The organism is Paenibacillus endophyticus (assembly GCF_014192395.1).
Classification (GTDB): domain Bacteria; phylum Bacillota; class Bacilli; order Paenibacillales; family Paenibacillaceae; genus Pristimantibacillus; species Pristimantibacillus endophyticus.
Map to the genome: position 1 here is coordinate 121,950 of NZ_JACHXW010000010.1, position 26,058 is coordinate 148,007.

At 47.9% G+C, this 26,058-nt stretch carries 18 protein-coding genes and 1 riboswitch; of the genes, 5 read left to right on the plus strand and 13 right to left on the minus strand.

Annotated elements, in window-relative coordinates:
- Positions 1–444 precede the first annotated feature (444 nt).
- From FHS16_RS17395 to FHS16_RS17405, 3 genes are all read left to right on the plus strand, one after another.
- Positions 445–822 (plus strand): hypothetical protein, encoded by a 378-nt coding sequence (locus tag FHS16_RS17395; protein ID WP_183565159.1) that lies wholly within the window; start codon positions 445–447, stop codon positions 820–822.
- A gap of 82 nt (positions 823–904) precedes the next feature.
- Positions 905–1,249 carry an ArsR/SmtB family transcription factor gene (locus FHS16_RS17400; RefSeq protein ID WP_183565162.1) on the plus strand — a complete coding sequence of 115 codons (345 nt, stop codon included), beginning with the start codon at positions 905–907 and terminating at the stop codon, positions 1,247–1,249.
- Between the two features lie 13 nt (positions 1,250–1,262).
- Positions 1,263–1,775 carry an SRPBCC domain-containing protein gene (locus FHS16_RS17405; RefSeq protein ID WP_183565165.1) on the plus strand — a complete coding sequence of 171 codons (513 nt, stop codon included), beginning with the start codon at positions 1,263–1,265 and terminating at the stop codon, positions 1,773–1,775.
- A gap of 96 nt (positions 1,776–1,871) precedes the next feature.
- Here FHS16_RS17405 and FHS16_RS17410 read toward each other — a convergent pair whose 3' ends face one another.
- From FHS16_RS17410 to FHS16_RS17450, 9 genes are all read right to left on the minus strand, one after another.
- Entirely contained in the window at positions 1,872–2,609 is a 738-nt protein-coding gene (locus FHS16_RS17410; protein ID WP_183565168.1) for an ECF transporter S component, read from the minus strand.
- On the minus strand, positions 2,591–4,261 hold the full coding sequence (locus tag FHS16_RS17415; RefSeq protein WP_183565171.1) for an ABC transporter ATP-binding protein: 1,671 nt from the start codon (positions 4,259–4,261) through the stop codon (positions 2,591–2,593). The genes FHS16_RS17410 and FHS16_RS17415 overlap by 19 nt, the downstream gene beginning before the upstream one ends.
- Positions 4,234–5,124 carry an energy-coupling factor transporter transmembrane component T gene (locus tag FHS16_RS17420; protein WP_183565174.1) on the minus strand — a complete coding sequence of 297 codons (891 nt, stop codon included), beginning with the start codon at positions 5,122–5,124 and terminating at the stop codon, positions 4,234–4,236. Before FHS16_RS17420 ends, FHS16_RS17415 begins: the two co-directional genes overlap by 28 nt.
- Positions 5,124–6,068 carry a DUF4430 domain-containing protein gene (locus FHS16_RS17425; protein WP_183565177.1) on the minus strand — a complete coding sequence of 315 codons (945 nt, stop codon included), beginning with the start codon at positions 6,066–6,068 and terminating at the stop codon, positions 5,124–5,126. Before FHS16_RS17425 ends, FHS16_RS17420 begins: the two co-directional genes overlap by 1 nt.
- Before the next feature lie 69 nt (positions 6,069–6,137).
- Positions 6,138–10,634: an S-layer homology domain-containing protein gene (locus FHS16_RS31810; RefSeq protein ID WP_246431807.1), complete on the minus strand. Its 4,497-nt coding sequence runs from the start codon at positions 10,632–10,634 to the stop codon at positions 6,138–6,140.
- 149 nt (positions 10,635–10,783) lie between these two features.
- A riboswitch (cobalamin riboswitch) is annotated at positions 10,784–10,982 on the minus strand.
- 143 nt (positions 10,983–11,125) lie between these two features.
- Complete coding sequence (locus FHS16_RS17435) at positions 11,126–11,914, minus strand: MeeY/MeeF family manganese export membrane protein (protein ID WP_183565180.1); 789 nt, start codon at positions 11,912–11,914, stop codon at positions 11,126–11,128.
- A 424-nt stretch (positions 11,915–12,338) separates the two neighbouring features.
- Positions 12,339–12,842 (minus strand): SRPBCC family protein, encoded by a 504-nt coding sequence (locus tag FHS16_RS17440; protein WP_183565182.1) that lies wholly within the window; start codon positions 12,840–12,842, stop codon positions 12,339–12,341.
- A gap of 1,754 nt (positions 12,843–14,596) precedes the next feature.
- On the minus strand, positions 14,597–15,460 hold the full coding sequence (sigJ, locus tag FHS16_RS17445) for an RNA polymerase sigma factor SigJ (protein WP_183565185.1): 864 nt from the start codon (positions 15,458–15,460) through the stop codon (positions 14,597–14,599).
- A gap of 868 nt (positions 15,461–16,328) precedes the next feature.
- Positions 16,329–18,437 carry a methyl-accepting chemotaxis protein gene (locus FHS16_RS17450; protein WP_183565188.1) on the minus strand — a complete coding sequence of 703 codons (2,109 nt, stop codon included), beginning with the start codon at positions 18,435–18,437 and terminating at the stop codon, positions 16,329–16,331.
- A 323-nt stretch (positions 18,438–18,760) separates the two neighbouring features.
- Between FHS16_RS17450 and FHS16_RS17455 the strand changes: the two genes are divergently transcribed.
- Together FHS16_RS17455 and FHS16_RS17460 are read left to right on the plus strand one after the other, a co-directional pair.
- A complete protein-coding gene (locus tag FHS16_RS17455) occupies positions 18,761–19,207 on the plus strand; it encodes a MarR family winged helix-turn-helix transcriptional regulator (protein WP_183565191.1) in 447 nt (148 codons plus the stop codon).
- A gap of 97 nt (positions 19,208–19,304) precedes the next feature.
- Complete coding sequence (locus FHS16_RS17460) at positions 19,305–20,531, plus strand: epoxide hydrolase family protein (RefSeq protein ID WP_183565194.1); 1,227 nt, start codon at positions 19,305–19,307, stop codon at positions 20,529–20,531.
- Positions 20,532–20,666: 135 nt separating this feature from the next.
- On the opposite strand, the gene FHS16_RS17465 is transcribed toward FHS16_RS17460, so the two are convergent.
- The 4 genes from FHS16_RS17465 to FHS16_RS17480 form a co-directional block, all read right to left on the minus strand.
- Positions 20,667–21,119: a GNAT family N-acetyltransferase gene (locus tag FHS16_RS17465; protein WP_183565198.1), complete on the minus strand. Its 453-nt coding sequence runs from the start codon at positions 21,117–21,119 to the stop codon at positions 20,667–20,669.
- Between the two features lie 5 nt (positions 21,120–21,124).
- Entirely contained in the window at positions 21,125–21,586 is a 462-nt protein-coding gene (locus FHS16_RS17470) for an NUDIX hydrolase (RefSeq protein ID WP_183565202.1), read from the minus strand.
- Positions 21,587–21,620: 34 nt separating this feature from the next.
- Positions 21,621–22,301, minus strand: coding sequence for a serine/threonine protein kinase (locus FHS16_RS17475; protein WP_183565205.1), 681 nt, complete (start codon positions 22,299–22,301; stop codon positions 21,621–21,623).
- A 213-nt stretch (positions 22,302–22,514) separates the two neighbouring features.
- Positions 22,515–25,901 (minus strand): cadherin-like beta sandwich domain-containing protein, encoded by a 3,387-nt coding sequence (locus FHS16_RS17480; RefSeq protein WP_183565208.1) that lies wholly within the window; start codon positions 25,899–25,901, stop codon positions 22,515–22,517.
- Between the last annotated feature and the right edge of the window lie 157 nt (positions 25,902–26,058).

Genomic DNA, 26,058 nt, shown 5'->3' on the forward strand with positions numbered 1-26,058 from the left:
GATATCAGCAGCAAGCAAAAAACCAAAGCATCCTAAAACAGCCGTTCCAACACAGGCAACCGCACACAATATCTACTACAGTGACTCCATCTCGACCCCATTACCTTTAATAGGGTAATATGAAAAGTATGAAGTAACGGAACCTTGTTGAACTTTCATTATGTGTCGATCTGCTTGTTCTACTTTAACATTATCGGCATATAGCTGTAATTCATTATTCATTTTTTGATTAATACCACTATTTTTTCCCACTTGTCAACATACCTAGCGTCTTTCGCTGTTGAAAAGTCTGTAGCGTATTTTTAATTTTTGGACGGAGATGAATTATTTACTATAGAAGAGTTAACCATCAGTTTCATATGTCGCAGGAAAACTTTTATTTATTACACATTAAGAGATTTAGTATTATAAAATATGTAAAAGATCTTTGGGAGGTATGTTTCCATGTCTACGAATTTAAAACGCGATATAATCGCTATTATTCTAGCCGTGTTGATTATTGTTGGGATAGCCTTTAAGACCTTGTTTCCCGACGCATTCGCAAGCAGGCCCGCTGTGACTTTATCGCTCGAAGATGCGAGCAAGCGCCTAGAGCGAATTATTTCGTGGGACGGAACGTATATAACCCGCATCGATAGCCAGGCGCTTGAACCTGTCGTATATGAAGCGTTGGCACTTACAGTAAATGATTACGGAGCAGCAAATGATATTCTATTTGTAGCAGAATTAGTGGAGAAATTTAATGACGGTGGGAGCGTGGAGCATTTACGGGAAGCGTTAGCGATAGTGAACGAAATCAGACAGCGAGCATCTATATTTTGAATATTCCTTGACAAGAATATTCGAATTGGAGTATATTTTAAATATAACAAAGGCTAGCAGCACAAGAAAAGAGGTGGCCTAAATGGAGATCACAACATTTAGCGCACTGGCCGAACCGAACCGTTTACGCATTGTAGAGCTACTGCTTAACGGTCCGTTGACGGTCGGTGATATCGCCGACCGATTACAGCTTCGCCAGCCGCAAGCCTCGAAGCATCTGCGGGTCCTGCTCGAAGCCGGGCTCGTTGAGGTACACGCCGACGCCAATCGCCGGAACTACCAGCTTAGCGCTGTTCCGTTCCAAGCCCTCGACTCCTGGCTGGGAGGCTACCGGCGAATGTGGGAAGAACGCTTTGATTCGCTTGATAAGTATCTGGAGAAGCTGCAAAGCTCGCAACAAAAGGATACCAAACCTGACCAAAACTAAGGAGGAGTTACAAATGTCGAACACAATGATTTCCCGAGTAGAAGGTCCTGTCCTCGTACTAGAGCGCGTATTCAATGCTCCGCGCGAGCTTGTTTTCCAAGTATTCTCGCAGGCAGAGCATCTGAAGCAATGGTGGGGGCCACGCGGCTGGGAGGTTCCGTTCTGTTCAGTGGACTTCCGCCCGGGCGGCGTCTGGCATTATTGCATGAAATGCGTGGACGAGAATCAAGGCGACTTCTTCGGATTTGAATCATGGGGCAAAGCCGTCTATGAGGAAATCGTACCTAATGAAAAAATCATCTATGTCGACTTTTTCTCTGATGCAGAGGGCAACGTAACGGAAGGCATGCCTTCCCCTCATATTACGATGACCTTTGAAGCACTGGAAGGCAATAGGACGAAGCTTGTCAGCCAGTCGACTTACCCATCAGAAGAATCACTCCAAGCCGTTATGAATATGGGTATGGAGCAAGGCATTACGGAAACATGGGACCGCCTTGGCGAGCACCTGCAAGCCATTCAATAATCGGAGCATCGTTCACAAATAAGGGCAGTGCGGAGGATCTAACTCGATCTCCTCACTGCCCTTTTTCCATGTTACGTCTTTCTAATGCCTCATTATCTACTTGCCCCCCGGCTCGATCAGGCCATATTTCGTTTTGATTCGGTCCAGCTTCTCAAGCATAGGACGGGCCAGCACGAATAGGAATAACACCGTTGCAGATGCGTGTACGATGTCAAACCAGAAGCCCGATACATAGGAAGCAGCCAGCGTCTTCCAAGAAAACTCGGATGAGAACATTGTGACGGAGCCCGCGTTGATAATGCCGCCATAAACAAAAAAGGTGGACAGCCCACCGAAAACGCAAAGCGAAAGCTTGGTTTTCTTCAGCAATCCCTTCTGAAACAGAATGCCTGCAAGGAAGCCGATAATGCCAAAGCAAAACATTTGCCAAGGTGTCCATGGTCCTTGACCGAAGAAGAAGTTGGAAACGAACCCCGCGGTCGCCCCAACCAGAAAGCCCGCTTCCGCGCCAAAGCTTACGCCAGCAATAATGACAATTGCCACAACCGGCTTAAACTGCGGCAGCATAAAAAACGCAGACCTTCCCGCTACGGCTATCGCTGCCAATACGGCAATGACGATCAGCTCACGCGCCTGCGGCTTTCGTTTCTCGAACACGAGCGCAAACGGGATCATCGTATATAAGACGATCAGTAGACTGATGAAGTAATATTTCCGATCATCCAGCACCACGATGCCGAATACAATCGTGGCTGGAATGACCACTAGAATAAGCACTGCAGCCAGCCATGTGCGGCGGCTGAGCCGTGAGCCTGCTAACGGCTTTTCTGGCATCGCTCAATCACACCCTCTATCGTTACGCCATCGCTCCATATATGCCTAGCCATTCGGTTCGCGGCCGTTGTATAGAAGCTATTGCCTGCAAAAAACCGGATTGCTGTGTTCGTCGTTATCATACTGCCGTCAAAAAACATCGAACAGATCTCGCCATATTTGGCGCAGAACTCGACGTCATGCGAGACCATGACGATCGTTACCCCGCTTGCATTCAGCTTCTGAAGAAACCGAGCGAGCTTCTCCTTGAAGAAGCCGTCCAAGCCTTTCGTCGGCTCATCCAGCAGCAGAACCCTCGGCTCTAAGAGCAGAACCTTCGCGAGGGCAGCCCGCTGCTGCTCGCCTCCGCTCAAATCATAAGGATGTATGTCCAGCAGATGGTCCAGCTCCGCAAAAGCAACCATTTCATCGATCATGCTTGCCTTCTCTTCCTTGGTCAACGCGGTCTGGGACAGCATTTCGTACAAATCCAGGCGGACTGTTTTTTTGACAAACAGCGTTTGGGGATTTTGCGGCAGAATGCCTACATTATTCGTGAACAGCTCTTTTACATTCATTTTCAACGGATTTTTGCCGCCGATTAGAATCTTGCCCCGATAGGGCTGCAGAATGCCGCTCATTAACGATAGCGTTGTCGTCTTGCCGGTTCCGTTGCCTCCCACAAGGCAATAAAACTGCCCCGCTTCGACGGTAAAGGTCAGATCTTTGATCACATCCGGACCATTCCTATCATGCTTGAACCATACGTCCTTGAACTGAATAACAGGCGCTGATGCTTGCTTAGGGCTATCTTCAATGATGTCGATGGCGACCGGAGTTTTGCCGCTCATATACGCATTAAGCCACTGCCGCCCATCCTTTACCGTAACCGGGCTAGGCAAGCCGCTGCTTACTCCGGCATGGATTTGCATAGGCGTCGGCATAGACAGAAACATCGGATGCTTCATGCGGTTTAGCGCGGCACCTACGTGTTCGGGCAAGCCCTCCGCGATGATCGCGCCCTCGTCCATGACAATCAGCCGGTCGGTAATTGGAATGATCTCCTCCAGCCGATGCTCGGTCATAATAATCGTGGTGCCAAGCTCGCGGTTGATCTTCTTTACCGTTTCCAGAAAATCCGATGCCGCAATCGGATCGAGCTGGGAGGTGGGCTCATCCAGTATGAGCACGGACGGATGCATAGCCATGATGGACGCCAGATTGAGCAGCTGCTTTTGCCCGCCGGACAGCTCCGATACATTTTTGCGAAACCAGGTATGGATACCGAAGAAGCTTGCCATCTCGGCAACGCGAAGCCTGATTGTGGCACTATCGCAGCCTAGGCTCTCCAAGCCGAATGCCAGCTCATGCCAAACCTTGTCGGTGACGATTTGATTGTCCGGGTTTTGGAGCACGAAGCCGATCTCCGACGCCTGCGTGCGCTGATCTACCTCCTCGATCGGCTGCCCGCAGAAATAGATCTTTCCGCTTCGTTTGCCATGCGGGGTAAGGATCGATTTCAGCTGTCTCAGCAAGGTGCTTTTGCCGCAGCCCGATTTTCCGCAAATCGTAATGAACTCCCCGCTCTTAATAGTCAAGCTTATATGCGAGAGTGCCTCTTTCTCCTTCTCTGGGAAGGCAAAGACTACATCCTCGATTCGATACGTTTCCATTTGACTTCCTCCAGCACATTGATAATCACGGGCAGCAGGCCTAGTCCCAAATAAGCCATATAAACGGTAAAGCTTAGCAGCGACTTATCCGGTACTTTAATTGAAGGGAAAAACCGCATCGTATTCTCGCCTAGCACAGCGCCCGTTAATATGACCGCAATCAGTCCCAGCATAAGAAGAAACACGAGCTTATCCCGGTTATCGAACCGAAACAAGGAGAAGCTCGTGCGGCCCGGCAGCCCATAGCCTCTCGATTTCATGGAATCCGCCGTTTCTATCGCATTCTCCAGTGCCCAGGTGGTCATAATCGACAGAATCGTCATCCCGTTGCGTGCCCTCGCGAGTATGCTGCCTTGCGACACGTCCCTGCCGATGCATTTCTGAGCATTCGAAATCACCTTCAGCTGCGCGATATAACGCGGCACGAAACGCAGCACCATAGAGAAAATAAGCGACAGAGCCGGCATGATTTTGCCAAAGAGGTAAATGAATTTATCCGAGGTCATCACCGCGTTATAACAAGAAAACCAAATAATGACCGTTACGAACATGCAGGCAGCCGATACGCCGTAGGCAATCGACTCAAGCGTGATCGGATTGCCGTTTTTCAAATAAAACAGGATCGTTACGCCGGCATGGTTAAACAGCGGATTCAAGACCGCAGTCACAAGCAGCAGCGGCAGCATGTAGAGCACATTGAAGGTAACCGCCTTTTTCCCGTTCAGCATAATCGAATAAAGAAGCGCGCTCGCAAGTGACGCCGTCTGTAGAATGGGATGCATGAACACCATGCCGAACAGGAGGACTGCCGCAAAATAAACAAAGTTAACGATCGGATGAAAGCTGGAGAACCGGTCCTTCATTATGGCTTAGCCCCCGCCGCATTGTCTCCGCCAACGTCCCGACCGAGGTCACAGGTATATACCCAATCAATGACGTCGCCGTCCTTCAGCATATAGCGGCTGCTGCCATAGTTCGGAAACCAGCCGTTCACCTTGTACATCCAACCGCTCAGCTCGCCGCAATCAAATTCATAGATATTATGAATGCCTTCTATATAGTTGCTGTTATACACAGGCGTCATTTCAAACTCCATGTGGATTTTGCTCTTTTTCATTTCACGGAGCAGCACGTCAAACACGGATTCCCCTTCGTAGAAAGTCACCTTTTGCGTTTTATAGATAATACCGTCTTTAGGCAGCACCTCAAGCTTATCTTCATTAAAAAGATCCATATTGCTCAGAATCGTATCCGCTCTAACAGACAAGGTAACGGTTAGCTTCTCGCTTTTGTCGATTGTGGCATCCTGCCACTCCACGGGCTTCGGTTTCCCTTTCGGTACAGGGTCCGTCTGGTATTTATCCTTGCCCGTGCCCGGCTTTGCTTGCGCTGGCTCGCTTGTTGCCTTCACCGGCGCCTTCGTTGGCGCTACTGCCGGCGCCTTCGTTGGCACTATTATCGGTGCCTTCGTTGGCGCTTCCGTCGCAGCGGCTTCGCCTCCACCAACTGCCTTAGTTTGCTCCGGCTTCGTTTCGGTTTGTTCCTGCGTCGTCATATCGTCTGCCGGGGAAGCGGCCGGCATTACGGATTCCTCAGGCTCAGCCTTGCCCGAAGGCAATGGCGTACTAGACGATGGTGCGCTGCTTTGCTCCGCCTCGGCTGGCTGAGCAGATTGAGTTGCTGCCGCCTCCAGAGTCTCGCTCGGAGCTGGCAGCATATCTTTTTTCGGATAATTGCCGCCCCAAAAGAAAGCGATCGCGAGCACGCCGGCAATGACAAGCGCCGCCAGCCATTTATTCCTGCTCATGCTTCATGCATCTCCTTAACTAACAAGGCAAGGGTCAACTCGCTCCCCTTGCCCCGTTCCCCTTAATGGTTAAGCCACATCTCTCATATCGTATAGGCGCGTTTGTTTGGCAACAAAGCGATTATAGGCTACAAGCGCATACAGCGCTTGATCCGAAGCCATCAGATCTACTTCACCCGGCTTTGCGCCACCGTTATCCGTGCCGCCCTGCTTGACGTGATAGAAGCCGCCGCTTGCCGCACCATAGCCTAGCAAAGCTTTAACGGCAGAATGGCCATTCTTCACAAAACGAGCATCTTGGTGCGGATCGATGCTCAGTCCAGCCAAAGCGACGATAACCTGCGCGATACTCTCCGAATTGGCTGATCCGCCGCTTGCAAAGCTGCCATCTGCCATCTGCGCCTTAGACAGCCATGCAACGCCTCGGTCTACGGCAGCTTTTACCTTATCATTCGTAGCATAATAAGGAGTCAGCCCTTGAATGGCCATTGCCGTTATATCCGGGTCCGCAGCAGCGGGATTGGCTCCTAATGCCCAGCCGCCCTCCTTAATCTCTCTGCCAAGAATGAAATCAATAAGCAGCTCTCTCGTGGTTTGCTTCTTGACACCTGTGACTACCGGAATATCGTAGTCTTTGCTATCCAACGCGATTAGCGCAAATATCGGGCCGTTAATGCCTTGTTTAATGACGGTATCGTAATCGGCAAGCGGCTCAAGCAAATGATAGCCTGCTGCTTGCTCTACGCTTTTGCCAATAGCCGTCAACGCCAGAATAACTCTGTCGTACTCCGTGTACTTCACGTTATGCAGCTTGCCTGACTGTTCCTTCAGCGTCTGCTCCACGTTAGCATAATATTTTGCGTAATAGCTGTCCGGCACGCTTACCTCCGAACGAGCGAGCCCTAGAACTGTCCAATCGCCGCCTACGCTCGCAATGGTCGGATTGCTAACCGCATTCTGCATAAAAGCAGCTGTTTGGGCGATCTGTTTCCGCACAGCCTCCTGTGCGCTTTGATCCGCATTCACGTCTCCAGGCTTGTTGATGATGTCAAAATTATAGGCCCTCATGGCCGCAACGGCTGCCATCTCTCTCGTCACCGTTGCCTTCGGCAGGAATCCGCTACGATCGCCTACCATCAGCTCGGAGGCAATAGCTGTTTCTATATCGGCCTTGGCCCAAGCCGAAGCCTTATCCAAATCCTTGATCGCTTCTGTCGGCTTTGCACTCGCAATAGACAAGGCTCGAACCAGCGTTGCAGCCATCTGCTCGCGTGTTATGCTGTCGTTCGGACTGAATGTGTGATTGAATCCGGTCATGTAGCCGGCATTGCTAGCTGCCGCCACGTAGGGATAGAACCAGTCTGTCTTCGCCACATCGGCAAAGGCGCCAGCCTTTCCGGGGGCCGTATCCAAGTTCATCACGGCTGCGAGCATTTTCGCAAACTCCGCGCGTGTCACCGCTGCTTTAGGATTGAATTTCCCGTTGCTGCCCTGCACAAAACCGTTTTGCGTCGCTTGGCCGATCGCATCGATTGCCCACTTCGAGATTGTATCCGCGTCTTTGTAAAGGGTATCCAGCGCCAAGCTGCTGCTAGCCGTATACGTGACAAAGCTCGCCGTTTGATTCGTTTTAATATAAAGGTCGTTTCCTTTCACGAACGCATAAGGCTTTTTATTGCTTTCGCTCGTTGCTTGCACGCCTTTTTCTTCTGTAGCATAGATCGAAATCGGTACGTATTTATCATTCTCGACGACGCCTGCCAACTGATTTTTCCCGTCTTTGACGATGATCGTAAACGGTTTATCGAATCGCAAGGCGCTTGCTTCGCTGCCGATTGTAAATGATTGATTCCCATTGCCGAACTTATCTTTGCTGCTTACCGCTTGGTTAATGAGTTCCTCTACTTTAGCTTGCTTGGTATTCAAAGCCGAAAACAACTCTACGTTCGGCTCCCCGGAATTCAGCTTCGTACCTTTGTCGATAATGAAAGAAGCGGCTCCTTTCACGACCGTAACCATCGGCATGCTTTCTTTAACGTCGCTAACATTCAGAATAACCTTCTTCTGTACATCACCGATATTTATCGTAATGTTGTCGGTGTCTAGCTGTGATTTGGTCAGGCTTACTACGTAATTCTCCGTAAGTCCTTTAGGCACATTAATGATTGGGCTACGGTCATTTCCGCCTGCGTCTAAATCTATGCCTAAATTCGTCGTATAACGCCATTGAATCCGATCGCCTGGCTTCAGCGTATATTTGCTTGCCCCATAATCCGGATAAACACCATTGACATTGTACATCCAACCGCTGTCTTGGCCATGGTCAAATTCTCCGTCTCCGGCTATGGTTTTCACATACACGCTTCCGAACGTTTCATTCCAGTCAAAGTCAAAGCTGATTTGTGCTGCATCCAGCGTTCGCTTTAACACCGTCCATACCGTGTCTCCTGCTTTCAACTCTACGCTTGCCGACGGCAGCACGTAACCCTTGTTAATCGCAAGCTTATCCACCGACTGGGTAACATATTGCGTAGGCTGCGAAGGTGTTCCGTTGCCTCCGCCCGGTACCTCCAACACACTGGTCGCATAGGAAACAAAGTCAGTAAAATGCTTTGTTTTTACAATCAGGTCATTTCCGCTGTCATAAGCATATTCGCTCTTTCCCGCTTCAGCGCCGAGAGCATCGCTCTCGTATTTTTCAATCGCATGAACGGATCCGCCTTGAATATAGACAGCATCTTTGCCGCTTTGGCCTGCAAAGATCAGCGTTACATATTGGTTAAACTCAACCATGGATCTGCCGCCCATAGTGAAGGCTTCAGCAATCGCGCTGAGCTTCCTGCCCTCGGCAACGAGTTCTGCTATTTTATTTTTCAAAGTCGTATTCGCAGGGTCTAACGTTGTAATCAGCTCTAAAATATTGCTGTCGCTGCCAATGATTTTGGCACCCTTCGGAATAACTGCTGTGACGCTGCCCTTCTTAGCCTCGATTTGAGGAAGGCTGCTGTTCAAAGGCAAATGGACGCTTACGCTGCCATTTTTTTGTTCTGGGATTTCAATCGTTATTTCCTTGCTTTCATTTCCCGTCGGCACGGGAACCATATAAGGGTCTCCACCATTCGGAACAGTAACGCTCGGTTTCTCTCCGGCCGGCAAAGGAAGCTCCATTTCCTGCGAATCCCGCAATTGAACATCTGTCATCTCGTAAAGACGATTCTCGCCGTTCAAATATCGATCATAGGAAACGAGCGCATAAGTGCCTTGGTCAGTAGCCATACCGTCTAATTTGCCTGTAGCCACATGCTTAAAGCCCCCGCCTTCTACAGAGAAGGCTAGAAGCGCGTCGATCAGTGATTTATTATTTTTAATAAATCTCGGGTCGGCATGCGGATCAATCCCAAGGCCTGTTAGAGCAACGATCACCTGTGCGATGCTCTCGCTGCTTGTCGAGCCAAAATTCGTATAGCTGCCTTGTGCGTTTTGGGTGGCGGAGAGCCACTGCACCGCCCTGTCCGCAGCCGCTTTTACATGAGAATCCGTCTCGTAGTAAGGAGCAAGGCTTTGCAAAGCCATCGCGGTAAGGTCGACGTCTGCTCTCGTTGTGCCGAAGCCCCAGCCTCCAGCATCAATTGCGCCTTTCTGAACCTCTTGATTCAGAATAAATTGAATAAGCTTTTCCCTCGTAGTCTGTACCGCAGCGCCTTCCGCCAATGGAACCTCGTACTGATGAGTATCCAAGGCAATGAGAGCAAATATAGGACCGTTAATCCCTTGTTTAATGACATAATCAAAATCAGCGAGCGCTTGTGAAATATCGTAGCCCGCCACGCTATGTATGTCTCTTCCAATAGAGGCTAGCCCCATTATTAATCGAGCGTGTTCTGTACTTTTGCTATTATCGAGCTTGCCGCCGTATTTCAGCATGAGTGCTCTTACTTGCTCAGTCACGTTATAGTAGTAAGAATCATAGTACTTATCCGGTACGGGGTAATTGGCGCGTGCCAAAGAGATGACAGTCCATTCGCCGGCACCCGTTCCAAACTTCGGGCTCTTGACCGTTTTCACTAAATAAGCGAGACTTTTCTCAAGCTGCTCCGCGGCTGCTGCGCTCTGCACGAATGCGTAATGAACCGTATAGCTTTCCTCTGCAAGGTTACCAGCCGTATCGACTGCAGACAATGTAATGACATTGTCGCCTGGCTGCAGGGTGACGGTGTACGTCTCATCCTTGGCTGTGACCAGGTCCCCGTTGAGTTTAACTGCCAGTTGTACAGCCGGATCTGCTGTGTCTACAGCTGATGCCGTAAAGCTAAGCTTGCGATAAATCACTTGCTGCGACTCGACTAAGCCAGTAGAGCTAATAACCGGCTTTTCTATGTCCGCAGCAATGTTCAGGCTCGCTAGATCAGCATCTCCAATTTCCTGGCTGCTCTCCGTATGGTCCAGCACATCGTAGACATGCTCGTTCGCATCTTCTGCTGCATAGGAAACCTGGCTATTGGCTGAAAGCATTGTCATACACACACTTACAATTAACAACCATGCAATAAATCGATTAGTATTCATGATGAACTCCCCTTCCTATTCGTCCAAACGATTTATGAAATAAATCTATACAAAAAAACCTCTCACCGTTAATGGTTAAGAGGTTTAATAGATTATACAGCTAACTATTGCATGCACTAATAAACACCTCCCTATCCATCGTAGAGTTAACGGTGTAATGAAAACAGGCAGGTATTCTGGCTCGGGATCAACATCCTTGCAAACATGCCGGTTTCCCGGCGGCAGCCTTGCAAAGACTCCTCCATTACAGTGGCGGGACCGCGCAGGAATTAAACCTGCTTCCCTTTTAACCAATCCATGGATTTCTTGCTTCATTCCATCATTGGCACCTGTTTCTTCTATGAAATTTTCTTGCTCATCATACCGAATATTTGCTCGTTTGTCATGTTAAAGTTTGTGGACGCGCCTGTGATTGCACAAAAAATGAAGGTGCCCGCGGGCACCCTCATTATTAACGAAACGATATGCAGGTACATATTCGAATTTTACACTTAAGCCGCTTCCGAAGCCCGATCCTGCTTCTCTTTGCCGCCTGATACGAACCAGCCGATAACAGCAATCAGCAGAAGCACAACATAGAACGTTACTTTCCAGCCTGTCGATTCCGCAAAATCATGCGGGATCACGTGCAGTGATGGATGTGCCAGCGTATGTACCGCTAGCTTGACGCCGACCCAGCCGACAATGAAGAACGCTGCGACTTCCAATGCAGGTCTGCTCTCCAACAGCTTCACGAACATATTCGCTGCAAAACGCATGATGACCAGACCGATAAACCCGCCAAGGAAAATTACGATAAAGTGACCGCCATCCATGCCTCCGATTTTCGGCAATGTTGTTGCCGGCAATGCGACGGCTAGTGCTACAGCTGCCAGAATAGAGTCGATTGCAAAAGCGATATCCGCGATTTCAACCTTCAAGACCGTTACCCAGAAACCGCTTTTCTTAGGTTCCTTGCCCGAGCTCTTGGCTACGGAATCGTCGGCTTTTTTTATGATAAGCTTACGGAATATGTGGTTGAGCGATATGAACAGAAGATAGAGCGCTCCGATCGCCTGAACCTGCCAGACATCCACCAGAAACGATATAGCAAACAACGAACCAAAACGGAAAACAAACGCGCCTGCCAATCCGTAGAACAACGCCTTCTTACGTTCAACTGGCGGCAAATGCTTAACCATTATCGCCAGCACTAGCGCGTTATCGGCTGCGAGCAAACCTTCCAGCGCAACCAATACGAGCAACACCCAGCCATACTCCATTAACAAACTTAAATCCATTTAACATCCTCCTAAAATAAAATGATGGGCTTGCCATCTGACTCCCAAACGCCAAGAGACCTTTGCCTTGTTAGGCAAAGGTCTCGCTAACAATGCCTTTATCGGCAATGCCCATAAAGCCGGAGAACTTTCATTCTCGTATTGACGACTTTTATGTGACAGCTACTCCCCATTTGCGTATGGGTTAACTATTCAGTTGCGATAAGGCATCTTGCGTAAAGCGTCTAATAAAAGGTGATACGGGGTGCGGACAACATTGGTTTCATGATTTATTGGTTAATTTCAAACATTCTTCTCTTCGATAAGCAGATTCTCGTTCAAGATCCAGCTCCTCTATATCGAAATGAAGTCGTTCAGCTCATATCAAGCATGTCCAAAATACCGTTAATTAATAGGTAGACGTAAAATTTCATCTTTGTTGCGTTCAAGTTCTCTCTAAATATGCAGCAAGTTGATCGAAGGTTGCGCCGAATCCTTGCTTCATGGACTCGTACATACCTAGGTAGAAGTTCAATTCCTCCTCTGGCACGTCGATAGGCCCTCCGCGAAGCGTGATCACCGTTGTACCATCTATTTCATTAAAGGTCAGGGTATTGTGTATTTCCAGCGGAAACGATTCTGCGAATGGGGCTCGTACGATATTGCCTTCTGAATCGGAGAAACAATTACCGTATACAATCTTCTCCGGTGCTTCAATTTCGTAATAGACGAATTTGCCCCACATTTCGTGACCGTCAGGTGATTTCATATTGTAGTGAAAGGATCCTCCTGGGCGGAAATCCATCTCGGCAACTTCTATTTTGAATCCTTGCGGTCCCCACCAATTTTTCAAATGCTCCGCCTCCGACCACACCTTAAACACCAGATCACGCGGAGCTTTGAATGTTCGTGTAATGACTAACTGATTGTTTTCCATTTTAATTGACATGTTTATTATCTCCTTTGTTCTGCTATTTGAAATCCCCCATACATCCATGTCTACCAGGTTTAAATAGAACATCCTCCATCGAGTCATAGGAGACTCGAATTATAGATACTGCAGCCTTATAAGAATGTTGTTCCATTTGAATATACTTTATATAGAATTCCTGTCAAGGAATATAGTTATAACTTAAATAAGGACCTGTCAGTATGATTGGTTTCAGCGTATCTTCCATTGACCGTTGTTCAAGCAAAGCACATTATCCAACAGGGACTAGCTGAACTGGATTTTACGGCTACCTCTATCCTAGGGGCTATGTTGCAACTGAATGTTCCTTGTTGTTTATTATTCGTGCTAGGGGCCATGTTGCAAACGGATGTTCTTTATTGTTTATTATTCATGCTAGGGACCATGTTGCAAACGGATGTTCCTTGTTGTTTATTATTCATGTTAGAGGCCATGTTGCAAATGGATGTTCTTTATTGTTTATTATTCATGCTAGGAGCCATGTTGCAACCGGATGTTCCTTGTTGTTTATTATTCATACTAGGGGCCATGTTGCAAACGGATGTTCTTTATTGTTTATTATTCATGCTAGGGGCCATGTTGCAAACGGATGTTCCTTGTGGAAGTTATCAAAGTTAATAAAACAAAAGATCCCTTCTCATAGGCCGTATTTGGAAATTTTCAGTTCCACCTATTACGTTGTATAGGTTCAAAAAACCTTCGGATCCAGCATTTTTTTTAGCGGATTTGAAGGTTTATTATGTATTTTATCGGATTGGCTGACTCCGGAGCGCTCTTCTAGGACAGCCCTTTTTATTTTCCAGCTAGATGCCTACAACTGCACAACTGGTCAGAGATTTCTAGCATTTCTCGAGTTTCATCGTATGGTTTGCACGATCGTTTAAGCTACGCTGCACAAAGTGCAATAGAACCCTGTGCGGTGACAGCATTTGAAGGACTACGTTGTATAAGATACAACGTAAAGCTGAAATTACCTTGAAATAGTCGAGAATTCGCTGATTCTATTGCAGAAACTACAGCGGAAGGTTCGTGCAATCGCGCTAAATGGTCATTCTGTTGTAAAAAGTGCAACGTAGATCGCTGCTATAAAGGTTTCGCATCTACCTGCGTACAAAAATGGAAATGTATATACGTCTTCATCCTATTTTGCTTAAGACTTCATTTTGCCGACAATCAATTGTAATCCTAAAATAGGGCCTCAGCCTTTCCCAAGCTTTGCATACTCATACTCGTGCCCTACTTATCAAATGCAGCTTTCACAACGGCACGACTCGTGTCAATCCTTCGAATAATAGGAAATGACTCCGACGCTGCAAATTTTTTTATTATCCATGAAAAATGCTCCCCTCACAGTAACAGGTTTTATCATTTCGCCTTTGTGCCGAATGGGGAGCATATCATTGTTCGGACAACATCTTCATCATCATCCAAATCTCTTTTACTGATTGGTTATTGGTTTACATTTGATTAGTTTTCCAATAATTTCTGCACAAGCAAAGCAACCTCTGCTCTTGAGATATACGACTTTGACTCAAGCTTTTTGTTGCTGCTCTTCCCGTCACAAATCCTGTCGCTAAACGATCTGCTATTCTCCTCCATGCCCACTCCGACTCATGATTTCCGTCGTCTACAAGATTCAGTAGCTGTTCGGCCCATTGTGCTTGAGGCATAACTTTTCATTGCATGGGCAACGGGAAACTCGGAAGAAAAGAATTCCCCCTTGATCTGCAGCTTCACTTCTCCATATACAGCAGCTTATCCGGATTTCTCACCACATATAAGTTTTTAATCAAATCCCCTTCCACATGGAGCATAGCTACCGTATGAACGCGCTCATTGGAACGGAGAATAAGCCCAGGCTGCCCGTTGATTTGACCGATCTCAATAACTACGTTTCCGTCAATTAATGCAGCCTGACGAACAGGACCAAGCAGGAACCTTGCAACAAGCTCCCTTGTTTCAATCGGTTCAACAGCGGCAGTCACTTTGCCTCCTCCGTCAGAGACCAGTACAACATCCTGACCAAGCATAGACATGACTTCATTTAGATTCCCCTGTTTCAGCGCCGTGACAAAGCCATTAGCCCATTCGTGATTGGCTGCCTCCTGATGAATAAGCTCATCAGAGCTGATCCCCATCTTCGCTCTTGCACGGCTTAGCAGCTTGCGGCAATTCGCTTCACTTTTTTCTACTAGCTGGGCGATTTCATCATAATCAAAGCCAAGCGCCTCGCGAAGGACAAAAATCATTCGTTCCGAAGGCGAAAGCTTTTCAAGCAGAACAACCATCGCATAAGACAAAAGATCGTCACGGACGACCGATTCCATCGCATCTTCGTTCGAACTCAGAAAAGGCTCAGGCAGCCATTCGCCAAAGTATTGCTCACGCTTCTTACGTGCTGACTTGTGCAAATCCAGACAGCGATTCGTAACCATTTTGCACAAATAGGCTTTCGGTTCAGCGAGTTTTTCCGACGGCACGTCTATGATCTTCAAAAAAACGTCCTGCACCACATCCTCCGCATCCGAAACAGATCCGGTCAGCTGGTAAGCCAGCTTAAACAAAAGATTCTTGTACTGCTTATACAACTCTTGCATTTGTCCACGTCCATTCTTATCTTTTTGCTCTATTCGTTCAGCTTATTGGTCTCTCTTTAATTAAAACAAGATAAGCTGCTCATTTGTGACAAAAACAGGAGGTTCGTTATGGTGTCATTGCTCTTTCGTTACTGCTCTTTCGTTATTGCAGCTTCGTTACTGCTCTTTCGTTAATGTACATTCGTTGTTGCTCTTTCGTTACTGCTTTTTCGTTATTGCACCTTCGTTACTGCTCTTTCGTTATTGCACTTTCGTTATTGTACATTCGTTATTGCTCTTTCGTTATTGTTCTTTCGTTACTGCTTTTTCGTTATTGCACTTTCGTTATTGCTCTTTCGTTATTGCAGTTTCGTTATTGCACTTTCGTTATTGCTCTTTCGTTATTGCACATTCGTTATTGCTCTTTCGTTATTGTTCTTTCGTTACTGCTTTTTCGTTACTACTCTTTCGTTATTGCTCTTTCGTTACTGCACTTTCGTTATTGTACATTCGAAATTGCTCTTTCGTTATTGCACTTTCGTTATTGCACTTTCGTTACTGCTTTCCTGTTATTGCGTACTTTTCCGTTAGCGAACGGACCACAGGCAAAAGAGAGGTGATCAGTGAGGTGATCAGTGAAGCGATAAACAAGCGATGCTTCATTGATCATTCTCCGTAAACACGTGGAATCTTGTAAACTTCTCAGCTTGAAATTCAACTCTCATCCATGCCCGACCGCTTGTTACTTTTGCATGTATCCGTATATGAATAACTCTATCTTATGAGGAAATTGAATTTTCGTATAAAATGTCCATAATCAAACAAAATTATCCACATAAAAAAGGATCATCCTGCATTTACATCAGCAGGATGACCCTTTCAAGAAAAGCTATATTTTAAATTCGGACAGCTTCTCCAGCAGCTCTTGGACCATGTTGCTCAGCGCCTCCGCTGAAGCAGAAATTTCCTCCATAGAGGCAAGCTGCTCCTCCGATGCCGCAGCAACGCTTTGCGATTCCGAGGAAGCATCCGACGCAAGATCGGCAAGCTGCACAACACTTGCCGAAATCTGTTCCGTGCTGGCCGTCATTTGCTGCGCCGCCGCGGATACCTCTTGAATTTGACCATTCACCTGTGTCATTTCCGTTAGAATGGAAGCGAACAATTGCCCGCTATCGGCCACGCTCTTCACGCCCTGCTGAACCTTCTCATTGCCGGCCGCCATGGTAAGTGCCGCTTTATGCGTGTCCCCCCGCACATCCTCGACCAAATCCGTTACCTGCTCGGCAGCTTTTTTGGTTTGCTCTGCAAGCTTGCGGATTTCCGCGGCCACTACGGCAAAGCCTCTGCCATGCTCGCCTACTCTTGAGGCTTCAATCGCTGCATTCAAGGCAAGCAGGTTCGTTTGCGTGCTTATGCCGGCAATGATGTCAATCATGCCGCCGATCTGGTCCGACCGCTCCCCTAAACGGTCGATCGCGCTTCCCGTCTCCGCCACCGAGGTTTGCAGCTCATCCATCAGGTTGATGGCTGCTTGCAGCTGGGCGCTGCCTTCTTGGGTCTGCTTGGCAACATCTTCCGCAGAGGTAGAGACAGACGCTGAAGAATCTGCAATACGTTGAACGCCTACCGTCATTTCGCCCATCGCCTGCGATGCTTCCGACGCATAATGGTGCTGGCTTTGGGCGCCTTCGGCTACATGTCCAATCGACATCGCAATCGTCTCGGAAGCTTTCCCGGTCTGCTCCGCGCTTGCGGTTAGCTGCTCCGAAGTTGCGCCGACTGCCATGGATAAGTCAGAAACGAGCTGGAACATTCCGCGAAGCTTGCCTGTCATTTCGTTGAAATGTCCGCCCATAATGCCGAATTCATCGCCTGTCCGAATATGCAGCTGCTGCGTCAAGTCCCCCTGCGACATAAGCTGAAGCTTGCCAGATAACAACCGGAGCGGCTTGATGACCATGCTCCAGATCAGGAATGCCATAACGGCTGCCAAAATCAGCATAGCTGCAATGGACGTCCAAATCGAACTGATCTTAGCATCTTCATACTCTGTCAAAATAACTTCCTTGGAAACAGCCGATTGCGTATACCAGACCTGCTCGCTGCCCGGCATATGAACCGGATCGAATACGCGGAGCACGCTGATGCCCTTCGAATTCAATGTAAAAGCCTTGTAATTTTTCCCGCTCTTTACTTGCTCCCATAACTGCTGCTTCTCGGGATTATCCCCATAGGGCTGCAAAACCGAATCCGGATCATTCGGATTGGCCGCGTACACGCCGCCTTCCGTAACTAGCGAAACATAACCTTCCATTGGTTTGTACTTTGCAGCTTCCTCCTGAAGCTGGGTAAGCGACAGATCGATGCCAACGATACCGAGAAACGTACCTTTGTCATCCAAGATTGGATAGACGACCGACATTAATTCCGTTTGTACGCCTCCCGCCTCATACGTATATGGTTCAATATAAGAAAGCTTCTTGCTCGCTTTTGGAATTAGATAGTAATCGCCGGCTCCCGGCTTCTCATAATCCTTCAACGGCTCGGCTGCCACCTGTTCGCCATCATGAATAAGGTAGGGTACAAACCTGCCAGATGCATCGTCATAAGCCGCTTTGCTTCGATTGGCCTGATCGTTCTGATCAAATGCGTCTGGCTCCCAGAGCGTATAGAGGCCGAACACACCCGGTTGCTCCTGCAGCATTCGGCTCATAATAGCAATGATATCCTCCCGCGATAGACGACTCGTTTTCCTTGTCTCCAGCAGCAGCGACGACAGCGTCCGTAAAGTCGCTTCATGCTCTGTCATCGTGTTCTCCAGCTTTGTTGCGTAATCCATTCCAGCCTTCTCTGCCTCAAGCTCACCTTTGTTTATACTTAATGATCTTACCTGCTGCAGATTCAAGAGCAATATTGATCCCAACACCAATGCAATTACTAATCCGACCACCGTTATGAATTTAAAAGTTAAAGATAGCTTACGCAATACATTCATATGCTCAACCCCACCCTTTTTTATAAGACTTTAATCGACAAAAAACGACTAAAAAATAATAGAGTTTATAGTCTCGTTAATAATATTTTTCAGGTGTTATTCATTAGATTCTTTACCTCTTTCCCATGCAAAAAGCCGGCGCCCTCTCCTATGAGTTGCAAAAAAACAGCGCTGTTCGTTGCCACTTCCGGTTTCCCAACCTACTGGCTTGTCAAAGACCATGTCTGGTTTTTATTTGGCGAGAATAGATTCATTGAGTCAACCGAATTTATATTAATCATTTATATTAGAAACTTATATAAATTTGTGATATAGTTTCATCTATGGAAACTAAACATAATCTAAATGAGTTGAACGTTAGCGATTTCGCTTTGGTGTTCGAGGATTTAACACGGATTTTCATTCGTTTGCCGTCCATTGAAAAGCTCAGCTTCACTACGCTGTCCGTCCTGCACACCTTATGTCGCAAGAGTCCGATGCGGCTTACGGAGCTGACAGCTAATGAGCAGGTTACGCAGTCAGCTATCACACAGCTGGTCACAAGGCTTGAACGAGACGGCCTCGTCGAGCGCCGCCCGGATCCGAATGATGGCCGCGTCGTTCTCGTTCATATTACCGCACAAGGAGCAAATATTATTGATTCGCGCCGTTTGGAGCGCATGAAGCGGATATCGACATTCATGGACGGGCTCACTCTGGAGGAAAAACAAGCAATTGCAGCCGCAATGCCCTCATTGCGGCGTCTAGTGGAACTGGGAAGCGATTCATAGTATATGCCGCGACAGCTTTCCTTTGAACATCTCCGGGTAAAGGACAAAACCATCTCATTCAAGGAAGGGCATTTTATTCGTACATGGAGGAACACTGATGACAACAAATCCTTTTGCACTGAAGCCTAGTCCGATCCACGTATCGGATGAGCGGCTTGCTGATCTTCAATATCGTTTAAAATCCACTAGATGGCCTCTCGATGCCGGTAATGAAGACTGGTTTTACGGTGTGAGCCGGAACTACCTTGAGGAACTCGTCGACTATTGGATTCATGAGTACGACTGGCGTAAATCCGAGAAAGCGATCAATGCCTACGAACACTATAACGTACAGGTAGACGGGGTTCCCGTGCATTTTATGCGTAAACCGGGGGTTGGGCCAAACCCCGTACCATTAATCCTGTCGCATGGTTGGCCGTGGACATTCTGGCATTGGTCTAAGGTCATTGATCCACTTGCGGATCCTGGCGCATTTGGGAGCGATCCAGCTGATGCGTTCGACGTCATCGTGCCTTCTCTTCCTGGTTTTGGATTTTCAACGCCAGCGCCAAACAAGCCGGACATGAACTTTTGGAAAATCGCCGATCTCTGGCATACACTCATGACCGATACTCTCGGCTATGCCAAATATGCCGCAGGTGGATGTGACGTAGGTGCTCTCGTGACCGGTCAACTGGGACATAAATATAGCGATGAGCTGTACGCCATTCATATCGGCTCTGCTCAAAAACTGAATTTGTTTAACGGGGAACGCGCTTGGGATCTATCGGGAGGCCGTCCGATACCAGACGAAATCCCAGAGCAAATTCGTTCGCGGATTTTGGAGTTTGATCGCCGTTTCGCATCGCATCTTGCCGTTCACGTTCTTGATCCCAGTACACTCGCCTACGGACTTAGCGACTCGCCAGTTGGCATGCTCGCTTGGATTTTGGAGAGATGGACCAGGTGGAGTGACAATAAAGGGAATGTCGAGAATGTCTTCACTAAGGACGACATCCTTACACACGCAACCATCTTCTGGGCAAACAATACCATTGAAACCTCCATGCGCGTCTATGCGAACGCTAACCGTTATCCATGGATGCCCGCTCATGATCGCATGCCAGCCATTGAAGCACCAACCGGCATAACCTTCGTTGGCTACGAAAACCCGCCAGGTGTCACGACCGAGACCCGAGTACAGAATTTTCTCGACAGTGATCGCGCTCCTTGGTATAAACATGTCAACATTACAGCCCACGAACATGGCGGGCATTTCATCCCCTGGGAAACACCGGATAAGTGGGTTGAGGATTTACGCCGCACCTTCCAAGGGCGTCGATAAGAGTTTCAGCGGTATCATGCAGCAGTATTAAACTTGCCTCCCTATAGAAAACAGCGGCCGCAATGGACAAGAAAAGAAGTCCATAGCTACCGCTGTTTTTTGAACGATCGTAATTGTAGTTTAATCATTCTTCGTTTATAAATCTTGCGATAGACGGATCATATCCACCACTTGTATTCCATTTTCAACTATTTTCTCACTGTAATGCCTAATAAAAAAATCCCTATCCACTCCAGTTATTCTAAACCCACATTTCTGATAAAGAGCGAGTTGACCTATACCTGAATTTCCTGTCCCAATTTCAATCGTTTTAAATCCGAGCAGCTTGGCATTATGAATGGCATCCAGTACCAACTGTTTTCCGATCCCTTTGCCTTGGTTGTTTTCTTCCACCGCTATATTGACTATCTCAACGGTTTCGGGCCTTGTGCGCAGTAAAACATAGACGCCAATTATGCTATTTTCCACTTCAGCAACAAAGCATTGACCTCTTTTTATATATTCATCAACAAGCTTCAGGGAAGGGTCCGCTAATAAAAGTAATGCCATGGGTGGTTGTTCGTCTGCGTTTAGCTTTCGTATTTCCATCTGTTCTATCCCCTCGATGAAGCATGATCTTGAAGAAATTTAGTTATTACGGGTATGTCTGGTGGTGATAATTCGGTTGGGATACCATCGTATTTAAAAAAACGCAGCTCTAGCGTTTCGCTTCCATCCTCATTTAAACTCCCATCAAAATGAATACATTCGTATGCGGAAACAACATTATATACTTCATCACCATGCGGATATTTATAATACAGATCATTTCCAGAGAAGACATGAAACAATTCAAGACTGATAGCTGTAAGACCCGTTTCCTCAAAAAGTTCCCGTTTAGCAACCTCCTCGAAACTTTCACCAGGTTCCATCGAACCTCCAGGAAGCCCCCATAACCCGTTGTCGGTTCTACGCTGTAATAACAATCGCTGGTTGTGATGCAATAACACGCAAGCACCTGTCATTATAATCGGTCGTGACCCAACTAGCTTTCTTAGCTCCATTATGTATCCCAACACAACACGCCCTTTCTAAAAGGGAACTTCCCCTTTATTTGCGTTCCCCAAAGAAAAGTCGACTCACACGTTTAGAGAAGTCTTCAATTCCAAAACTTGACGCATCGATTCGGTTATACCAATTCGTTATGGTTTCCAAGATCCATAAAGGCACCTGTGCTTCGCCTATCAGAGAATAGAAATGTTTGTACCCCCATACCAAATGTTCCCATCGACTATCGTTACCTTCCTTTATATATTCCGACACATCAAGAACTTTTCCTCTTCCCTCTTGCAAAAGAATATTTTTCAAATGAATATCCCTGGGGTTCAGTCCTTGACTTCGAACAAACTCTCGAGCCTCTTCAACGTCTTGAACCACTTGCTCTGGAACATGGACACCTTGTAGAAGACAATTATACAAGGTAATTCCTTGTTCAAAGCTTAATACCAAATAGTTGGGTCCGGCTCCAAAACATTCCGGGAAATACGGTGATCCTTTTAAACGTTTGTATATGCCTTCTTCCACTTCCTTTTTTGCTAATGCCTGCATGGAATACACTTTATATGCGTAATTAGGGGTGTCAGAGTGGTAAAAGACCGCGGCATCCGTTCCGATGCCGATACAGCGCAAATCTTCTGCAAAGCCGACGACGGAAACAGGCTTATTGTTTTCATGACCAATGACTTCAATTTCTCTCAATGCTTCCTCAGCTTGTTTCCAATCTGAATTCATAAGCATCTTCCCCTTGCTGTTTTGGCATTATTTTCACCGTCAGATTTATCTTACTATTTTATTCCATAGTGAGCCAGCAATGCACTTAGTACGGCAAATTCATGGATTAGAGGAAAAAAAGTTAAAGCGACATGAAAACAGCAAGCCCGCATTCCGATGAATGCGGGCTTGCTGTTTTGTTCTCCATGTGGAGAGAGATTGCGGTTGGCTCCCCTATTTATGATGCAACAATCTGGTTAGGATGACGACAGCTTCGGCTCGCGACGCTTTTCGGTTCGGCTCGAACCGGTTATTGTCCAAACCTTTGACGAGACCTCGCTTGACCGCTTCGGCAATATAAGGCAGCGACCATGTAGGAATATTCGAATTGTCTGCAAATGAGGTGGATTGATCCAATTCAACAGACATACCTAGCGTTCTTATAATCATCTGTGTCATTTCCGCACGCGTTATCGGCTGGTTCGGACGGAAGCTTCCATCCTCGTAGCCGTTAATCATGCCCTTCTGAACGGCCATAGAAATTGCGGTCTGCGCCCATTCCCCGATGTCATCGATGTCGGTAAACTCAGGCACACTCACTGCTTCCGATTCCTTCCAGCCTTGGGACTCGGCCAACAGCAGCACGAATTCGGCTCTTGTCACTTCTCGTTTTGGTTTGAAGGATCCGTCCGGATACCCAGAAACCCATCCATCCGCCACGGCTTTGCGTATTTCCGCTTCCGCCCAATGTCCGGAAATATCATTCAAGACAACTGGCGGCGTTGCTGTCCCGCTATCTCCCGAGGGCTGTTCAGGCTGCGGGCCAGTTGTTGAACGCCGAGTAATGTCAAGACGGTAAGACCTTTGCGTGACGCCATCCTGCGCGGTTACGACAACCGTAACCGTGTTTAAACCTGTCTTAAGTACTATTGGACCAAAAGCACTTCCGTTTTCCGCAGCGACACCATTTATTGTAAGCGTCGCATGCCTCACAGCGATGGACGGCGTCACACTGATTGAAGAGATGTCGCTCTCCACATTTGCCGTGTAGGCAAGCGTTTCGGAAACGAACGGTTCATTCAACGTTCCCGGGCTGATTGTCAGCCCGCTCAGCATGGCCGCTGATGATGGAGCACGCGTGACGACGATGCTGTAAGAGCTAGTCGTCACTCCGTCCTGGGCGGTAACAACGGCTGTAATGGTATTCGGGCCGACATCAAGCGGGATCGGTCCGTACACAGAGCCGCTAACAGCAGAAACGCCGTTAACCTTTAACGTTGCCGTACTGTCCGATACGGTTGGGATCACGTTAATCTCAGCGACATGGTTCGCCACGCTAGCCGTATAGGAAGTCGTGCCGGAAGCAAACGTTTCAATGAGCGATCCCGGGCTAATCGTCAGCCCGCTCAGCATGGCCGCTGATGATGGAGCACGCGTGACGACGATGCTGTAAGAGCTAGTCGTCACGCCGTCCTGGGCGGTAACAACGGCTGTAATGGTATTCGGGCCGACATCAAGCGGGATCGGTCCGTACACAGAGCCGCTAACAGCAGAAACGCCGTTAACCTTTAACGTTGCCGTACTGTCCGATACGGTTGGGATCACGTTAATCTCAGCGACATGGTTCGCCACGCTAGCCGTATAGGAAGTCGTGCCGGAAGCAAACGTTTCAATGAGCGATCCCGGGCTAATCGTCAACCCGCTTAGCGCGGCCGCTGATGATGGAGCACGCGTCACTATGATGCTGTAAGAGCTAGTCGTCACTCCGTCCTGGGCGGTAACAACGGCTGTAATGGTATTCAGGCCGACATCAAGCGGGATCGGTCCGTACACAGAGCCGCTAACGGCAGAAGCGCCGTTAACCTTTAACGTTGCCGTACTGTCCGATACGGTTGGGATCACGTTAATCTCAGCGACATGGTTCGCCACGCTTGCCGTATAGGAAGTCGTGCCGGAAGCGAACGTTTCATTAAGTGTTCCCGGGCTAATTATCAGCCCGCTTAGCGCGGCCGCTGATGATGGAGCACGCGTGACGATAATCTTGTAATTGTTCGATGTGATGCCATCTTCAGCAAGTACGCTAACGGTAATTGTGTTCGGCCCAACGACAAGCGGAGTAACGGTCGACGCGCTGCCGCTCGTTACCGCCGTGTTGTTCACTTTCAAAGTTGCCTGACTGTTATTGGCAGTCGGCGTGACATCCATTGTTGTGACGTTATTCGCAACGTTAACCGTATACGCTAGCGTGCCAGCATCGAACATCTCATTAAGCACCCCTGAGCTAACCGTTAACCCGCTTAACGTCGCATCGGTAAAGGGCGCTCGAGTTATCTTTATGGTATAGGTACGCGCTGATCCGTTAATGGCCGTCACGACGACCGGAATCGTATTCTCGCCTTTGCTTAATGCGATGGGATCAGAAGCGATTCCGCTATCTACATTTATCCCGTTGACGGTAACTTTAGCCGCACTGTCGCTCAGCACCGGCGTAATCTTCGTTGAAGTAACGCCGCTCGCCACGCTTACCGTGTAGTCTAGCGTATTCGGCGAGAATGGCGACGGGCTTAGCGTGATTCCGCTTGCCGTAACTCCGGACAGCCTGTTATCAGGCGACCCTATCGATTGCTTCCAAACCGTATCGTATACGATATCGTACGGCGCCATTTGAGCATAAGTGCTTAAATATAGCGCCCCCGTATGATCAAAACCGATATTTGCAGGGGCAATATCTCCCGAGTTGTTCTCAAAATATCGTCCGGTTTCGTTTAAGCTCGAATCAAAACGGGTCACAAGGCTGCCACCGCTGCCGTTGACAGCCACATACAAATAACCGTCAGTATGCAGGCTGAATCCTTTAGGACGATTGATCGTTTTGATCAACGTGCCCCCACCCGTCATCAATTTTATAATTTCCCCGTTTGTATTTACACTTCCATTATTGCCGATGTAGACGCCGGAGCTGTCCACGGCTATACCGAGAGGCCTGACAATGGTTGCGTCTATAGCTTGATCCGGATCCAGATCGCCCGACCATACCGCCGGATTGCTCGTTGGACTAAAGGTAGACGCATCGAATTTGAGCACGCGGTCGGCATTCGTGTCCGCAATGTACAAATCGTTGCCGTACACGGCAATTCCTTGAGGGTAACTGAGTCTGCCTACTGAAGGGGCTGCGCTATTGCCGTCCCATTTGATCATATTGCTGAACGTGTAGGTTCCGCTCGAAAAGGAGACTTTAAACCGGTAAATGTACCACTTATCCATGACATATACATGTCCTGCTCCATCGAATTTAACAGCTAGGGGATCCATGAAGTCGCCAGAGGAGGCCGTTAACGTCATCCCTGTAGCGTTCCCGTCCAAGTCAAATATTTTGACAGCATAAGTGCTTTCATCCGTTACGAACAAATAACCGTTGACGGGATCGACGTCCATCCCGTACGGCTCAAAACCTAAAGATGCCGGATGGCCGGCTCCGGCGCCCATCCTCCAATCGGAAGCTGCAAATACAGTCTGGCTGTGAACGGATATTGCCTGCAATAAAACGGCCACAAATAATACGATTGCTAGAAAAGCCCGTACATTTTTACGCATGCCGGGCGAGCTATGGATGTTGTCCACGAATCTCTCTCCTCTAATAATATTCACTTCTAATTTGTTCGAAACAGCTCGGACGATGCGCATACTATTAGACTGACTCCCGAAAAGGATGCTTTAGCAATATTTAAATACATTCCATACAGTATATAATATGTGGGTTGTATACAACCCGTCAAGA